Origin of the sequence: Sphingobacterium sp. IITKGP-BTPF85 (assembly GCF_001006065.1) — a bacterium.
Classification (GTDB): Bacteria; Bacteroidota; Bacteroidia; order Sphingobacteriales; family Sphingobacteriaceae; genus Sphingobacterium; species Sphingobacterium anhuiense.
Genome location: NZ_ASZT02000125.1, coordinates 1 through 15,811 on the forward strand (window position 1 = coordinate 1; position 15,811 = coordinate 15,811).

The 15,811-nt window shown below is 36.8% G+C and carries 18 protein-coding genes; 4 read left to right on the top strand and 14 right to left on the bottom strand.

Annotated elements, in window-relative coordinates:
- The 7 genes from L950_RS19380 to L950_RS19405 form a co-directional block, all read right to left on the bottom strand.
- Positions 1 to 529, bottom strand: a 529-nt coding sequence (locus L950_RS19380) for a class I SAM-dependent DNA methyltransferase (protein ID WP_021189586.1), incomplete at its 3' end; no start/stop codon positions are given.
- On the bottom strand, positions 526 to 1,254 hold the full coding sequence (locus L950_RS19385) for a PIG-L deacetylase family protein (RefSeq protein WP_021189587.1): 729 nt from the start codon (positions 1,252 to 1,254) through the stop codon (positions 526 to 528). The genes L950_RS19380 and L950_RS19385, both read right to left, overlap by 4 nt.
- Positions 1,254 to 1,940, bottom strand: coding sequence for an acyl-CoA dehydrogenase family protein (locus tag L950_RS27045; RefSeq protein WP_052764481.1), 687 nt, complete (start codon positions 1,938 to 1,940; stop codon positions 1,254 to 1,256). Before L950_RS27045 ends, L950_RS19385 begins: the two co-directional genes overlap by 1 nt.
- Before the next feature lie 50 nt (positions 1,941 to 1,990).
- A complete protein-coding gene (locus tag L950_RS27050; RefSeq protein WP_052764482.1) occupies positions 1,991 to 2,419 on the bottom strand; it encodes an acyl-CoA dehydrogenase family protein in 429 nt (142 codons plus the stop codon).
- An 83-nt stretch (positions 2,420 to 2,502) separates the two neighbouring features.
- Entirely contained in the window at positions 2,503 to 3,720 is a 1,218-nt protein-coding gene (locus L950_RS19395; protein WP_021189588.1) for a hypothetical protein, read from the bottom strand.
- Positions 3,710 to 4,813 (bottom strand): UDP-galactopyranose mutase, encoded by a 1,104-nt coding sequence (glf, locus tag L950_RS19400; RefSeq protein WP_021189589.1) that lies wholly within the window; start codon positions 4,811 to 4,813, stop codon positions 3,710 to 3,712. The genes L950_RS19395 and glf overlap by 11 nt, the downstream gene beginning before the upstream one ends.
- Positions 4,806 to 5,933, bottom strand: a complete 1,128-nt coding sequence (locus L950_RS19405) for a glycosyltransferase (protein WP_031288052.1) — start codon at positions 5,931 to 5,933, stop codon at positions 4,806 to 4,808. The genes glf and L950_RS19405 overlap by 8 nt, the downstream gene beginning before the upstream one ends.
- A gap of 873 nt (positions 5,934 to 6,806) precedes the next feature.
- Between L950_RS19405 and L950_RS19410 the strand changes: the two genes are divergently transcribed.
- Positions 6,807 to 7,811: an SDR family oxidoreductase gene (locus tag L950_RS19410; RefSeq protein WP_031288054.1), complete on the top strand. Its 1,005-nt coding sequence runs from the start codon at positions 6,807 to 6,809 to the stop codon at positions 7,809 to 7,811.
- A gap of 87 nt (positions 7,812 to 7,898) precedes the next feature.
- On the top strand, positions 7,899 to 9,056 hold the full coding sequence (locus tag L950_RS19415; RefSeq protein WP_021189592.1) for a zinc-dependent alcohol dehydrogenase: 1,158 nt from the start codon (positions 7,899 to 7,901) through the stop codon (positions 9,054 to 9,056).
- A 246-nt stretch (positions 9,057 to 9,302) separates the two neighbouring features.
- Here the strand turns inward: L950_RS19415 and L950_RS19420 are convergent, their stop codons facing one another.
- The 5 genes from L950_RS19420 to L950_RS19440 form a co-directional block, all read right to left on the bottom strand.
- Positions 9,303 to 10,028, bottom strand: a complete 726-nt coding sequence (locus L950_RS19420; protein WP_021189593.1) for a hypothetical protein — start codon at positions 10,026 to 10,028, stop codon at positions 9,303 to 9,305.
- A gap of 133 nt (positions 10,029 to 10,161) precedes the next feature.
- Positions 10,162 to 11,247, bottom strand: a complete 1,086-nt coding sequence (locus tag L950_RS19425) for an ATP-binding protein (protein ID WP_021189594.1) — start codon at positions 11,245 to 11,247, stop codon at positions 10,162 to 10,164.
- 392 nt (positions 11,248 to 11,639) lie between these two features.
- Positions 11,640 to 11,894, bottom strand: a complete 255-nt coding sequence (locus tag L950_RS19430; protein WP_021189595.1) for a hypothetical protein — start codon at positions 11,892 to 11,894, stop codon at positions 11,640 to 11,642.
- 204 nt (positions 11,895 to 12,098) lie between these two features.
- On the bottom strand, positions 12,099 to 12,395 hold the full coding sequence (locus tag L950_RS19435) for a hypothetical protein (RefSeq protein WP_021189596.1): 297 nt from the start codon (positions 12,393 to 12,395) through the stop codon (positions 12,099 to 12,101).
- Positions 12,396 to 12,652: 257 nt separating this feature from the next.
- Complete coding sequence (locus L950_RS19440; RefSeq protein WP_156169766.1) at positions 12,653 to 12,835, bottom strand: hypothetical protein; 183 nt, start codon at positions 12,833 to 12,835, stop codon at positions 12,653 to 12,655.
- Between the two features lie 114 nt (positions 12,836 to 12,949).
- Here L950_RS19440 and L950_RS19445 point away from each other — a divergent pair, with 114 nt between their 5' ends.
- Complete coding sequence (locus tag L950_RS19445) at positions 12,950 to 14,446, top strand: PAS domain S-box protein (protein ID WP_197086569.1); 1,497 nt, start codon at positions 12,950 to 12,952, stop codon at positions 14,444 to 14,446.
- A gap of 103 nt (positions 14,447 to 14,549) precedes the next feature.
- Positions 14,550 to 14,900: a sensor histidine kinase gene (locus L950_RS19450; RefSeq protein ID WP_156169767.1), complete on the top strand. Its 351-nt coding sequence runs from the start codon at positions 14,550 to 14,552 to the stop codon at positions 14,898 to 14,900.
- An 81-nt stretch (positions 14,901 to 14,981) separates the two neighbouring features.
- Here L950_RS19450 and L950_RS37490 read toward each other — a convergent pair whose 3' ends face one another.
- Complete coding sequence (locus tag L950_RS37490) at positions 14,982 to 15,137, bottom strand: heavy metal-binding domain-containing protein (RefSeq protein WP_021189598.1); 156 nt, start codon at positions 15,135 to 15,137, stop codon at positions 14,982 to 14,984.
- A gap of 116 nt (positions 15,138 to 15,253) precedes the next feature.
- Positions 15,254 to 15,535, bottom strand: a complete 282-nt coding sequence (locus L950_RS19455) for a hypothetical protein (RefSeq protein ID WP_156169768.1) — start codon at positions 15,533 to 15,535, stop codon at positions 15,254 to 15,256.
- Between the last annotated feature and the right edge of the window lie 276 nt (positions 15,536 to 15,811).

Sequence of the window (15,811 nt, forward strand, 5' to 3'; positions counted from 1 at the left end):
TTTCCATTTTATGCTGCATCAATTTTTGAAAAGTATCATGTACTTGATCACCTGTTTGAGGATAATCGTGAACTTCCGGAAGCCAATGTACTAAAACTACATGACCGCCAGACGGTAGTCTGGCATACAAACAGCCTATAGCAGATTGCCAATCTGTTTCTGTTAAATAATAAGCTACTTCCGAGATCATGATTAAATTAAATTGTTGCTCAGGCAATTCCTTTGGAAAACTTGCTTTTTTAAAAGTAATATTACTTATTTTTTCACATCGTCTGGCTGCAATATCTAATGCTTTTTGTGAAACATCGATAGCCAACAAATTGGTACTATGCTGCGCTAGAAGCATGGTGAGAACTCCAATAGAACAACCAACTTCTAAAACACTTTCATAATGTTTATTCGGCAAAGCTGCTATTGTAGACACATATTTTGCGGCCTCATATTCGCTGGTTTCAAAATCCCATGGATCTTCATTACTCTCATAGACAGCATTGAAATAGTCAGAAGTTAAAGATTGTTTTTGATTCATTGTTTGGTTATATAAAAAGTCTCATACGGTACATTAAATTGACTAAGCATTTCCTTCGCAAGACGAAATCCCCCCGGATCGTCACTGATCAAATCAGTAATTTGAGAACGATGTTGCGCAATAGCTTCTTGTTTCTTAGCAAGTACAGTGGTAATATCTAAACAAAAAGCCATTGACTCGTCACTGGTAGGCCTATCTGCTGCTTTTCCTAATTCTTGAAGCCAAATCGGATATTCATAAATTGTAATACCTGGAGTTGTTGCAGCGCTTAATATTTGAAAGGCAGCCTTATGGTCAGGATGTGGATCTCGACGCCAAGGAACGAAGATAGTTTGAGGCTGCAGCATGTCCAGCATGGTAGATATATTTTCTACCGCTTTCTCAAATTCTTCATCATTTCTTGAAGGTACATTTCTATCTGTGTATCTGCAGAAAAAAATATTTTCTGCAGATACACCAAGAATGCCAGCGGCATTGACCAGTTCTTTCTCACGTAGATCTCTCAATTTATCCGCTGGATATTCTTTACTATTCGGATGTGACAAAGTCCCATCGCTCAACAAGACGATATAAACAGTCTGAACATATTTTCGCAAAAGTGAAATAACTCCCCCACAGCCCAGACTCTCATCATCGGCGTGCGGAGCAACTATGAGTGTTGTTCCAAAACCTATAACACAATGTTCCGGCGAAATTTGGATATTATCAAAATTGAAGTGTAACATTAACTTTTTGTTTTATTAAAGCTTAGATCCCAGATTTTGCCAGAAGAAATATTGGAGTGTAAAAGACATTTACCTACATCTGCCAATACGGCATCGGGTGCGGGTTGCCTCAAATAGGTGCTGAGATCACGAATGATCCTTCCGAAATGATATGGTTTATTAAGCCCCCTCGCCCCCACGCATTTTTGACAAAGATTTATAACTTCAGTACAGATCTGTTCAATAGCAGTGCGCATCATATTGGCATAAATTATAAAATGTTCCCCCTCTTTTATAGTGGGCTTTTGCATATAATGATCCATTCTTGTAGCGGCAGCATTTAGCCATAGATTTCCTGATTCTACTTCGATCGCCATTTGACCTAAGCGCATATTTTGAAAAGGGTCTTGTATCCTATTTAAGGCTTTAAGATAATTTCTTGTTTCATCCAAAAGTTGCTCAGCTGCACCAAGCTGAACTGCAGCGAAGCGTACTGCCCCACTGCTAAAGCTAGGTTGCAAATAATAGTCTCCTGCTGATCCCAATAGATTTATTTTTGTAATATGGGCTTTGACAAACGTCATTTTAAAACTTCTGCTCGCTTTCATTCCCATTGGATTCCACCAGCTGGGGTCACTTATTACATTTGCTTCATCTAATGGAACCACACACATTTGCCAGGATCCATCTTTTTTAGCGGCTGTCACGATTGGTCGGGTTACATAATCACTACCTGTCGCAAAAGTTTTAGAACCATCTAAATGATAACTACCATTTTCTTTTTTGATAAGAAAGTACCAACCTCTGATTGAGTATTCCAGACACCGAAGAGTTTACCTTGCGACGCATCAGCTGCAAAAAGTTTTTTTTGTTTTTCACTGCCAAATTGATTGATTAAGAGCTGTGCATTGAAGTGTCCTTCTAATATTCTCCCCATAACTAAATTGCCTTTGCCAATATATTTCAGAATTTTTAGCAATTCCAAATTAGTCCCTGGCCTTAAACCTACATTATGACCACCATATTTTTTTGGAACACATGCTGTTAAAAGTTCAGTATCTTTTATTTTTGCCAAAGTTTGTTCCGCAAAGCAACTCACTGAGTCAGTTTCTGCAGCTTCAGAAAGTGATGATTTCCCTATAATTTGAGCGGAAATCACCAATTTTTCTAATTTAGATTTATTCATTTTTTCTAAAATTTACCTCACTGCTTACTAATTTCATATAAAATATGATGAAAATAACTTATGTTTTAAGTATAACTGGTTTATCAACCTACACTTAATCCACTATTCCGATAATAAAAATTATCAGTTATGCTCTGAATTGCATTAATGTGTTTCTTAAATTTTGAAATAGCAATGATACTAGCTATATCAGGTACTCTTTCCAAAGAATTTGTATTAAAGATATCGTAGAGACCACTGTGATGCCATTCATCTAAATTATCCCAATCTGGTCGGTCGACAACCGGATATATACAGCATCCAAAAAGAGGAATCTTTGATTTAATTATAGATATGCACTGCTTTGTTATTGACTCAATCCATTTGGCTCGATCTTCTTTAGGATGACTAGTTTCAGATATGATGACTGGCCTTCTATAGCGTTGAAAAACACTTTCAATTAAAGAATGTAGTGTGCGATAATAAGGATGAGCCGGTTCTTCTCCCCATGGCAAGAATTCATGCGTCTCATTGATCCACTGGTTATTATAATAATAATTAACGCCAATAATATCCAGGTATTCAGGCTTACCTCTTAACTCCGGACACATCGCGCCAGAGAGAATATCATGAACTTGAAACTGCTCGATATGCTTTTTTTCAGCTTCGACAAGTGACAAAATATTCGCAGGATCGGAGGTTACAATGCTTATTAAAGGTTCCGTGACCAATATTCTCATGGATGGATCAACTTCTTTCATCATTTCTATTCCTTCTATATAAGCCTTCATTAGCGAATATTTAACCTGCCACCCCTGCCCGACACAGTAAGGAGACGTTCCCCTGACATCACCTCCAAGCCAAGAAAGAAAACTTACTTCATTTATTGGAGTCACTATTAATGGTCCATTGGGAACCAAACTCCGATATTTGGTAACAAATGCACGGCATAAATGGCTAAATCTCCTAGCGAACATGGGATGAAGTGGCGTCAGATCATCAGGAAAACCAAAATGACAGATGTCCCAGATTACTTGAATATTTTTAAGTTGCGATACGTGGATAATTTGCTCTACTACTGACCAATCGTACTGGTATGGCTGAGTTTCAACATGACTCCATCTAATTCCTTCACGAACTGTTTGGATACCAAGTCCGTTTAACAGATCGAAGTCTTCTTCCAAATAGATATCGTGCCCTGAAACGTGGAAAAGATCTACTCTGTTTCCAAATGCATTAAGGTGATCGGCACACTCAAATCCACCCATCAGAAAACTTTTAAAAGGATTCTGATGGGTGCCTGAAAAATCATTAATTAACATATATTTCCTGATTCTTAATTTTGCGATATAGTGCAAGCGACTGTGCTACTACTTGATCCATATTATAATACTTATAAGTCGCTAAACGGCCTGTGAAATATACATTAGGATGTTCTTCCGAAAGCTTTTTATATTGATTATAAACATCCTGATTCTGCTTTCTCGGAATAGGATAATATGGGTCTCCGTCGGCAGTAGGATATTCATATACAATTGTAGTTTTCGGATTCTTTTGTCCTGTTAGATATTTAAACTCCGTAATGCGCGTATAAAGATTAGAAGTTGGATAATTGATTGTCCCAGTTTCCTGATATATTTCCTGATTAAAAGTTTCAAATTTAAAATCAATGGAACGATATGGCAATTTACCATAACAATAATCAAAGTACGAATCTATCGGACCTGTATAGATCATTCTTCTAAAAGGTATGACATCAATAATATCTTTATAATCCGTTTGAAGCATAATGCTAATATTTTTATGTGATAGCATTTTTTTAAACATTTCTGTATAACCGTTTTTAGGCATAGCTTGAAAGTTATCTGTAAAATAACGATCATCTTTATTGGTTCGGGTTGGTACCCGGGCGGTCACTGAAGCATCCAGTTCAGATGGATCAAGATCCCACTGTTTTTTTGTGTATCCTTTAAAAAATTTCTCATATAATTCTTTTCCAACGGCATCCAAGACAACATCTTCGGAAGTAAGAATAGGATTTCTTTTTTCAGCTTTTGATGCTAAAAAAGAAGTAACTTCATCTGAAGTCAGATTTTTACCGTAAAGCTCATTAATAGTGGTCAAGTTAATGGGAATAGGAACCAATAAACCATCTACACTGCCTAATACTCTGTGCTCATAAGGTCGCCATTCAGTAAACCTGCTTAGATACCGAAAAACATCCTCAGAATTAGTGTGGAAAATATGAGGTCCATATTTATGAATTAGGATACCATCTTCGTTGTAATAATCATAGGCATTCCCTGCAATATGATCCCGTTTATCCACAATTAATATTTTTTTTCCTTCTGCTGCAAGACGCTCTGCTAAAACTGCGCCGGCAAATCCGCAACCTACTATTAAAAAATCATACATGATCGATCTCCTTTTGTACTGTTGAAATGTGGTTATTATTCATTTTTACTTTATTAATAAGTGCATTCATTTTATTAAAGGTGTGATCCCAAGAATCATTCTCTAAAAAATGATCAACCATTTTCAACCATTGATCTTTTTCAGTGCTAGCAAATATTCTTTCTGCCACTGAAATAAAGTCATTGGGGCTATCTATAATCTGAACTAAACCTGCACTACCATAAGGGTGCACAACGTCTTTTATTGCAGTTGATATGACTGGTCTACCAGCAGCTAGATATTCAGGTGTTTTTGTGGGACTTATAAATTCTGTGGATTCATTTAAAGCAAATAATATAAGAGCGATATCCCAATGGGCAATGTAAGATGGTAATTCTGCATAATTTTTTGGACCTAAATAATGTATATTGGAGGCCCTAGGTAAATCATCTGGATTAATCTTTACAACAGGCCCTATAATTACAAATTGCCAGTCTGGACGTTGCGCCGAAACTGTACGTAGTAATTCAATGTCAAACCTTTCGTCTACAACACCAAAAAATCCTAGTCTCGGAAAGCCAATAGACTTTTGGTCTTCAGGATCATTCTGAACACTTCTTGCCTGTACAAAATGTTCTTTGTCAATACTGCTTGGCATCGCATGAATATTATGATGTCTGTTTTTCTTTGCCTGGTACAGTGTATGTCCTCCTGTAAAAACTACATCTGCTTTACTGAACAACTCATTTTCCAGCTCTAACAATTGTGGTGGAGCAAATCTGAACGCGGATAGCTCATCCATCGAATCATAAATAATAATATCCGGTGTAAGATTCCGGGTAAACTGAAAGGCCATTGGGGTATAATACCAGCAGCTGTAATGTTTAATTTTATATTCTTCTAAAAGTTGATTGATTAGAATTTGGATTCTATAATTAGTAGTTGGATCATGACTAGTAATCATGAGTTCTACAATACAAACATTATCCTGGACATTAACGCTGTACATATCGGTATGTCCGATCGTTGGTTCTTCAAAATAAAATACCCGATAAATGTTCGCAAATCTGGATAAAAGATGTTGGGGCCGCTGGTAAACAAAATTCCAGGACAGATGACTAAAACATAATAAGTTATGCATGGTAATATAATTTAATTGTTAGTGATTTTATTAATCTAATTAATTATAATATAGCTAAAAACGAAACATTATAATTAACTAGATACAGTCCATTATTTGATATTAATTTCAATAAGCATCAGTTAAAGTTGTGCTCAAATGATTTGCTGGGATAATAGCCAGCGTACTAGGTTGCGAAATTGTTGGTTATAGAACTGTTTCAAAAGATAATAACCATAATAGATCCTCCTTTTACAATGAAATAATAACGTTCCTTGCAGATCTTACTCTGCAATAGGTTTAGCTATGAACTATTGACTTTCATATGATCTACCTGTGGTGTTACTCCGGAGCTGATTTTTTTGTTTAATCATCTGTTATGATTTAAAATTTTGTTAATGGTTTTTGCAAGAACTGTTTTAGCAGCTCTAAATCATTTTGCTATAAGGACAAACGATGATGGAAAAAAGTTCAGCTGTAATTACTGAAATTTTTAGTTTAAAAAAATACATTTACATTCTTAAAGATCGCATAATCTAAATATTTTACTTCCGAGATCGTTAGATTTAAACGACCATTTCGAAAGCGTCATTATGTATAAGCTAATATCGAAATATGAGTAGTACCAATTAAATGTTAATTTCTGGGGAATATATTTTTTTAAAATCTATAGTTTTGATATCACCTAATTCCTTCAATAAGGGTATATAAATCGCTAAAACCAGTATTTAACCTGACAACTTTCAAGTGTTTCCGCATGTTTATTTTATGATAGAATAAAAAAACTTGATTGGATGGTAAAGCTGCAAATTAAAATGCGTTTATACGACGATCTTCATTACTGTGTTGAACGTCAGAAACATCCAGAAATTATTAATAAAATCTAATGCTATGATGATGGAAGAAAACAAAATCAGTAGACGGAAAGTAATCGGCAGTATCGGAGCTGGAATTGCTACATTAGCAGTTACACCTTTAGTGGGAAACGCGGGTGCGTCAAATGTCCAAAAACTTGAATATGCTATGGAAGATCCGAGAATGAAGTTTCCCAAACCTCCATTTAAAGAACAATCTCAGCCATGGCCAGGACTTGCTAGCCAAATGAATCCTAGACCAGACCATGGCGAAACGTCTTATCAAGGTTCAGGTAGACTAAAAGGACGTAAAGCATTGATTACAGGTGGCGACTCCGGAATGGGCAGAGCTGCTGCCATTGCCTACGCAAGGGAAGGTGCAGACGTAGCCATTAATTATTTACCTGCTGAAGAAGCTGATGCCAAAGAGGTGATTGCGCTGATTAAAAAAGAAGGCCGCAAAGCATTGGCAATTCCTGGTGATCTGCGCGATGAAAATTTTTGTAAAAAATTGGTTAAAGACGCTGTAGATGGACTTGGTGGGCTTGATATTCTTGTCAACAATGCAGGTCGACAACAAACTAGACCATCTATTCTTGACATCAGTTCGGATGATTTTGATGCTACAATGAAAACCAATGTTTATGCTCCTTTCTGGCTTACTAAAGCAGCTCTACCCCATCTAAAGCCAGGATCTTCTATTATTGCTACCACTTCTGTGCAAGCGACAGACCCTTCTCCAGATTTATTCGATTATGCACAAACGAAGGCTGCCAATACAAGTTTTGTACGCTCATTGGCAAAACAGCTTGGACCTAAAGGAATCCGTGTTAACGGTGTAGCTCCAGGTCCAATATGGACCGCCTTGCAAGTAAGCGGCGGCGCAACAATGGAAAAACTTGTCAATTTCGGTGGTGACACACCACTTGAACGACCTGGTCAACCTGCAGAATTGGCATCAATATATGTACAGCTTGCAGCCAATGATGCCAGTTATGCCACAGGACAGATTTATGGATCTGCTGGTGGCGGAGGTCAACCATAATTCAGCATTCTGCTCGCAAATATGGGTAGAGAAAGATAGTGGCAATAAAATACAAAATTTGATTAATAAACTCTAAAGTATAAATATATGAGAGCAGCAGTATTCCATAAACCAGGTGATATTCGAGTCGACAATGTCCCTGATCCAAAAATTCTTGATCCCAGAGATGTTATTCTCAAAGTCACATCAACGGCGATATGCGGTTCGGATTTACATATTCTGAGCGGTGCAGTGCCTCAAAAAGAACCTCTCATCATGGGCCATGAATTCATGGGGATAGTCGAGGAAGTTGGATCTGCAATTACGAACCTTAAACGTGGTGATCGTGTTGTTGTGCCTTTTCCGATTTCGTGTGGACAGTGTTTCTTCTGTCAACATGAGGCTTCTCCTGCATGTGAAAACTCAAATTTTAAACACTACGGTCCTAATGGCGATTTGATGGACCAGAAAGGTGGGGCATTATTTGGCTACACCGATCTATATGGTGGTTATTCCGGCGGCCAGGCAGAGTATGTGCGTGTTCCTTACGCTGATATTAGTCCACGTAAAATTCCAGATCATCTCAGCGATGAACAAGCTCTTTTCCTAACGGATATTTTTCCTACAGGGTGGTCATCAATTGACTGGGCCGCACTTAAGGGCGGGGAAACAGTAGCTATCTTCGGATCTGGCCCTGTTGGACTAATGGCACAGAAGGCAGCATGGCTTAATGGTGCAGCACGTGTTATAGCTATCGATCCGTTAAATTATAGGCTTCAAAAAGCCAAAGCTGTTAACAACGTTGAAATACTTAATCCTAATGAAGTCGATGTCGTAGAAGCAATACGGGCAATGACTGAAGGAAGAGGGGCCGATGTATGTGTAGATGCAGTTGGATTTGAACCAGAACGTACTTTTATGGATAAAGTTAAAGCAACCGTCAATTTTGAAATGGGCTCGATGAAGGTACTCGATCTCTGCTTTGAGGCGGTAAGAAGAATGGGAACCGTATCAATCATGGGCGTGTATGGCTCGACTTACGATAACTTCCCCCTCCACCGGGTCTTTGATAAGGGCATCACCATAAAGCAGGGTCAGGCTCCTGTACTGAATTATATTGACAAACTTATTGGCCTGGTTAATGATGGCAAGGTTGTACTTGATGATATTATTACACATAGCCTATCACTGGATGATGCAGCATATGGTTATAAAATTTTTGATAAAAAAGAAGAAGATTGTGTAAAGGTGGTACTTAAACCTTAACTATATTTCTTAAATATGGTTATAAAAAGATGGTCAGTATTTCAAGGGCAATGAAAAACTATCTTCAAAAAAAGGGCTTATGAATTTTTATAATCATAAGCCCTTTTCGTTTTTAATTCAATTTCCCTGAATGGAAATGAAACTAAAGCGAGATGTTTTAAATTTAGATATGTAACAATATATATCCATAATAGAACCCTTAATGAACTGGACTAACTGAGACAAAAATACTAAAATTATGATCCGTTAATTTATGCGCGGATCTATCCAAAATAGATCACGGAGTTGAAGTAGATCTTCTATGTGCATCAAATTATAAATCAGTTCGTCTTTGTCTTCTAAAGGAATCTTTATTTGTTGCTCCGTTCCAAGTAAAAATATAGTTAAAATAGCATCCTTTTCGAATATCGAAATATCTGATTGTACCATAGTAACATCATGTTTTCTAAACCATTCTCTTGCCTGTTCTTGATCTAAACAGATCAGGGAACGGGTTAGATCTTCAAGATCTCGAATCTCATCGATGACATGGGTGGGATAATTTACGCCAATATAAGCTAAATACAAAAGATGATTGCCAGTACGCAAGGCATAATTGCGAATTAAGACCCGCTTTGGATCGAATGAAAAAACATAATATTCTGGATCTGAGATAAACTGATACTTCTTGCCATAAAACTGGATCTTATCCTCCAATTCCCCTAAATTGTCTATTTCTATAAATACTTCTCCCTGAAGCTGACCTTCATGTATATTGTCTAGTGCATCTTCAATTACTAATAGCACTTGCCCCTCCTCAGGAACAATACTTCCACTACAGTCTAGCTGTAACAAATAATCATCAACATCAGGTACAGTTAACGGATACCACGTTGGGTTTTCGTCGTCAACTGTATTTTTAGATGTTAAAATATTATAACCGTTACGTTTTAATTCTAATAGTATGACTCTGCTCAGGGGTACAAATTTCATAAGATTTTACTTATATAACTAAAACAAACTTTGCTGCATAGGGCCATCCTGTCTAAGGGTGGCACATCTGACTATTGATAGGATTGATACCGATGATTTCAGAGAATAAGCCTAGACTTATAAATCTTAAAAATTATTGAGTACTGTCCAATTTTAAATAAACTTTAAATTCTGACCCAACACCAGGTGTACTTGTTATAGTAATTTTACCACCTGCATTTTTAACAATAGTATTGACTAAATATAACCCTACTCCCGTACCCTCGACAGAAGCACATATTCTTTTAAATTTTTCAAAAACAGTTAATAAATCTTCGTTGCACATACCTATTCCGTTATCTGTAACACTGATAACCATAAATCCATCTTCTTCAAAGGTGTAAATCGCTATTTCAGGTTTACGATCTACCGGTGTATATTTAATCGCATTGCTCAATAGATTATATAACACACTACGAAGTTTACGTCTCACAAAATTGATCTCTGTGATTTCAAATCGATGAACTATTTTAGCATTAGATTCTAAAATCTGTGGCGCTAATGCTAACATGACATCATCCAATATATGAGGTAAATCGACTAGTTCCGTTGCCGATTGATATTTTTGTTTTCCCCAGTGACTTTCAGTGAAATCTGAAAGTACTCTTTTTATATTGGATAGTCCGCATTCTAGATTAGCAAGCATCTTTAAGAATTTGGTGCTCTTTTTTTCTGGAAGTACTTTAAAGTATTCACATGTGAGCATTAAACCTGCTAAAGGGCTTTTAATATCATGAGCGAGCTGGTCTAATAACAATTCATGTTCTAAAATCAGCTTTTCATGCTCTTTTAAATCTCTAATTCGTGCCGTGATGTCTACAAAAGTGATAATCACACCATTTGTCTTACCTTCCCGAAAGGTAATATAGGGTAATATATTCATCTGGTACCAGCGCAAATCTGTGGTCTGGATTTCCTTCTCCAGCATTTTTCCCGTAGCAATAACGGAGTGAATATTATTGATTATGTTAGGATATTTAAAATTATCCTGGATATCTGCTATTGGCATTCCGATAAATTCTTCTTTAAGCACGAAATGCTTCATAGCAGGAGGTGTAAACTTACGTAACAGGAGATCTGCATCCACAAAAAGCTGTGGTATAATCGTATTTCTGAAATAATTTTCGAGTTCGTCATTAAGCTGACTCAGCTCTTTTAACTGTTCAGTTTTTGAATTCATGTTCTTATATATCTAATAATAAATATACTTTTCGGTCTAGGTTGGGATCAAGTATAAACAAATACAAACGAAATATGTTGTCAAAAATTATAAACGGTTATTAAAAGAAATATTTTAATTAGTTTTATGAATTAAAATATGAATTGAACTGGGCAATTCTACTATTAAAACTTTAAAATTGCAAGTTGAGGTCGAAACGATTACAAAATTTGGCAATTGGCAAGGTCATGCTTGATAATAGTAAACCAATTGTTCACCACTTCATAAAATTCGAATAGATGATGATAGGGAAATTAGCATGTATCATATAAGGGTTTTGAACTGTTGGTATCATGATATATCTCATCTTTGTAAAGTGACGTTCTATTTTAATGAGATTTATATAAAACAAATTATTCCGTTTCTTGCGAATTGGATAGATAAAAGTTCATTTCTAAAACTCCCAAATACTTACAATAATGTGATAACATTTCTTTAACCACTTTAGTGGTTTGAATGTTGCTATTCGAAAGGAATGCTAACGTATTGCTGATATCAAAATTAGGTGTATTTTGATGAATCTCAATGATAGATTTATCATCATGTACTTTGAAAGCAAATAAACTTAAAAATGGATAGAGTGGACTATCTTCATCCGACTCCCACAAAGAAAGCCATTCCTTATGGGTACTGCTTCCAATTCTATACCCAATTCATCTTGAAGAATTTCAAAAAAATCAACAACTGTAATATTGTCTTCGGATTTGGGACTTACATGATAAATATTGCCAATAGCTTCGATATTTTTCGATATATGCGCGACAGATCTTGCTATAAAATCTATCAGTAAAAATAATATTTTGAGCGTTTTTTCATACCAGATGTTCTAAATACATAATGTATAAAAATACCACAACTAAAATGACAACTGTACTAATACTACACAATCCATAACCGACTCTACCTTTTACAAAATGATTAAGCCCATTAATAATTAGAAAAGAAACATAAATTAAAATTAGGCAAACCGGTAAAAATTTCTCCAAGTTTAGCGACATACCATTGTTGCCACTCTCTCCTTTAGCAAACATTCCTATTGCAAAAAAAACCATAGGTGCTGCACCAATTAAAAGTCTTACAAATAAATGCTTGATTAATTTTTTTCTCATTTGCTTTTTAACGTATAACTTACCACTAAAATACAATTAGTTTAATCAATTTTTTCAGAAGATATCTATTCGCATGATGTACTTGATTATTCGATAGAAGAAATCTTTCATTTGCTAAAGGGTGATAAATAGAATTGCTAGCAATTGATCTAAAGGTTGACGAATACATTTATCTACCATTCTACATCAAGAAAAAATAATTATGCACCAACAAATATCTCCATATCCGCCACGAATAATCATCTTTCCAAATTGCTTCATTGCTCATCTGTACTTGCTATAGCTTGACCTTTGTCCAGGAAATCGAAATAACGGAAGAGCGCGGCTTGACTATCTATAAATACTTGATCCTCCACTATTTCATTCATCTCTTTGAATAACTGGGGTACAAATTCGGACAGTTGAGATATGGATATAAATTCGGCTGTAGTATTCTCCATTTGTATCCATAAAGGCATAGGTCGTTAGACTAAAATCATATTTTAAAACCATTATATATAAATGAATTATCTTTCATATTTTTGTTTGTAATGAATTCCAAAGAAAGTCCAAATATGATTCCCTTTAGCTCTGATTTAGTTATTCAGGCACTGGCTTCCTCGCCCTCACCTACAGCTATTTATAGCAGTGAGAATATGATCATCCGTTTTGCTAATGAAGGAATGCTGGAGGTTTGGGGCAAAGACGCTTCTGTGATAGGCAAACCCTTGATTGAGGCAATTCCTGAATTGGAAGGACAGCCTTTTTTAGAGCTGCTGCAAGAGGTTTGGCGTACTGGGAAAACATATTCTGTTTCTTCGGCTCCTGCAAAGTTAATAAAGAACGGAAAGGAGGCGCTTGATTATTTCGATTACGAATATAGAGCACTTATTGATGAAAACAATAAAACTTGGTGTATACTGAATACGGCACTGGAGGTGACCTCTCGCCGTGAGTTTTTAGAGCAGATCAAACATAAAGAAGAAAAAGAACAGGCGCTCAACGAAGAAATGGCTGCGACCCTCGAAGAATTGACATCAACCAACGAAGAGCTCAACAGGTATATCAAGCAACTGGCCGACAGCAGGGAATACATTCGTACAATTATAGAACAGGCACCTGTCGGAATCGCCATGTTAAAAGGGCCTGAACATCATATTGAAATCGCCAATCCTGCGATTCTTAAGATATGGGGACGAGGAGAGTCGGAAGTCATTGGATATCCGCACGAAAGTGCCCGCCCGGAAATGCGGGGACAGCCTGTTAACAATTGGCTTAAACACGTATATCAAAGTGGTGAGCCTAAAATAAACACTGAATTTACAGTAAAACTGCTTGATAAAACCGGATTGAGAGAGGCGATCGTTAATTCCATCTATCAGCCTATATTTTCTCATGATGGCAGTATTTCAGGTGTTTTGGTCATTCTTGAAGAAATTACCCAGCAGGTAATGCTGCGTAAAAAGAATGAAAAGGATCAACAGATGCTGAACCTAGCAGTAGATGCGGGCGAGCTCGCGACCTTCTACTACCAAACTGAAACAAATCTCTTTTCCGGAAATACGCTTCTTAAGAAATGGTTTGGTCTTTCATCGGACGAAAACATGGCTCTCTCTCTGGCCATCGCAGTTATTTTACCGGAAGATCGGGATCGCGTGTCGCTGGCCATCGAGCACGTGTTAAGTAAAGATTCTGATGGTCATTATTTCATAGAATATCGGATTCAAAATAATGTTGATAAAAAAATTAGACTGCTGCAGGCCAACGGAAGAGTGTTCTATGATAGTAAAGGTAATCCACTCAGCTTAAATGGTACTTTGAGGGATATTACCGAACAAAAAAAAGAGGAACAGCGAAAAGATGATTTCATTGGAATGGTGAGCCATGAACTTAAAACACCCCTTACCTCTCTTAAGGCTTATCTGCAGATACTGCAACGAATGGACTTACCTACAAAAGATCCTATGTCGCAAAATATGCTGGGGAAATCGGTAAAGCAAGTACAATATATGAACTCCATGATTAATGGGTTTCTTAACGTATCCAGCTTGATTCGGGTCAGCTGCATCTGATCAAACTGTTTTTGATTTTCAATCACTGTTTGCCGAAATTGAAGATGAAGTGCTATCGACGATCAAAACGCATCATTTTCTATTTAAAGGACCTGGAAAAATAATGATACATGCCGATCGTGAAAAAATAGCGCAGGTACTCCATAACCTTATTGGAAATGCGGTCAAATATTCGCCTCTCAGATCGACGATCAGAGTAGATTATGCTGCCATCGATAACAGTTTAAAAGTAAATGTTCAAGATCTTGGAAAAGGGATTGCTGAGAAAGATCAGCAACGGATATTCGAACGCTATTATCGTGTGAAGGAAACGAGTGGTGGGGTGATATCGGGGTTCGGTATTGGACTTTATCTTTGTAGAGAAATTATCGAACTGCATGATGGAACCATTCAGGTTCAGAGTGTAAAAGATGAAGGAAGTATATTCTCCTTTACCTTACCATTCAACCCATAACGCTGTCTGAACTGCTGATAGTTTTGCTAGTCAATAGCTATCTGCATTTTGCTTTAAAAACTCCACTACGCTCTTATATAGCTACTGAAGTTTGTTTTCATAATTGCGGGAGCGCCCACCGAAGAGGTTTACAAAGCTAGCTTCGCTCCCACTCAAAGGATTGGCTCCACTAACAGCTGTTGCTGAAATCGGATCAAAATAACGCAGGACTTCTCTCCCATCGATGGTATTAAACAAAAAAAACCATCCTTGACCTGACTATCGTCACAGTAGATTACAGCAAATTGTAAAAAAATAATTGTTAAAAAAAGAAAAGCCCGAACGAACCTCGGGCTTTTGATAACTAACTGATGTTAGTTTTGTTTTTTATTGTTCATTTTGAACTCTTCAAACTCCTTGAATAACCGTAAGAGTTTAAATGTAGAGCTGATCAGCTCGTTTGTCTCTAACAGGATTGAGAAGTAAAGTTTACTGTTCTTAGGACTATTTTCTGTTGTCCGGATATGGTCAATCTGCTTGTCCAAAAGATCGTTAATAACCTTCTGAAGCTGATCGCGCTGTTTCATGGTTGAATCAAGCTTTAAGAAGTCACGGCGCTTATACAAACTATATACTTCGGCGTACCAATTACCCAACTCATCGGCAACTAATCTCAGATCATTCCCCTGATATTCCTTAAGCAGTTTATGGTTGTTATCGACGTGATTGTGTGCATTGCCAGCAATTACATAAAGATTCTCGACGATATCCTGCAGATAGCCTAAGGAAATAATGTAGAATCTGCTTCCTTTAACGGAAGTGTCATCCAGATTGCGAATAAAGTTATAAAGTTGTCGTTGGTCGAATCCAGATCACGCAAGAATTTCTTAATCAATTTCTTGTTCATCGAAAGCGTCGTCAAATCGTTCTTG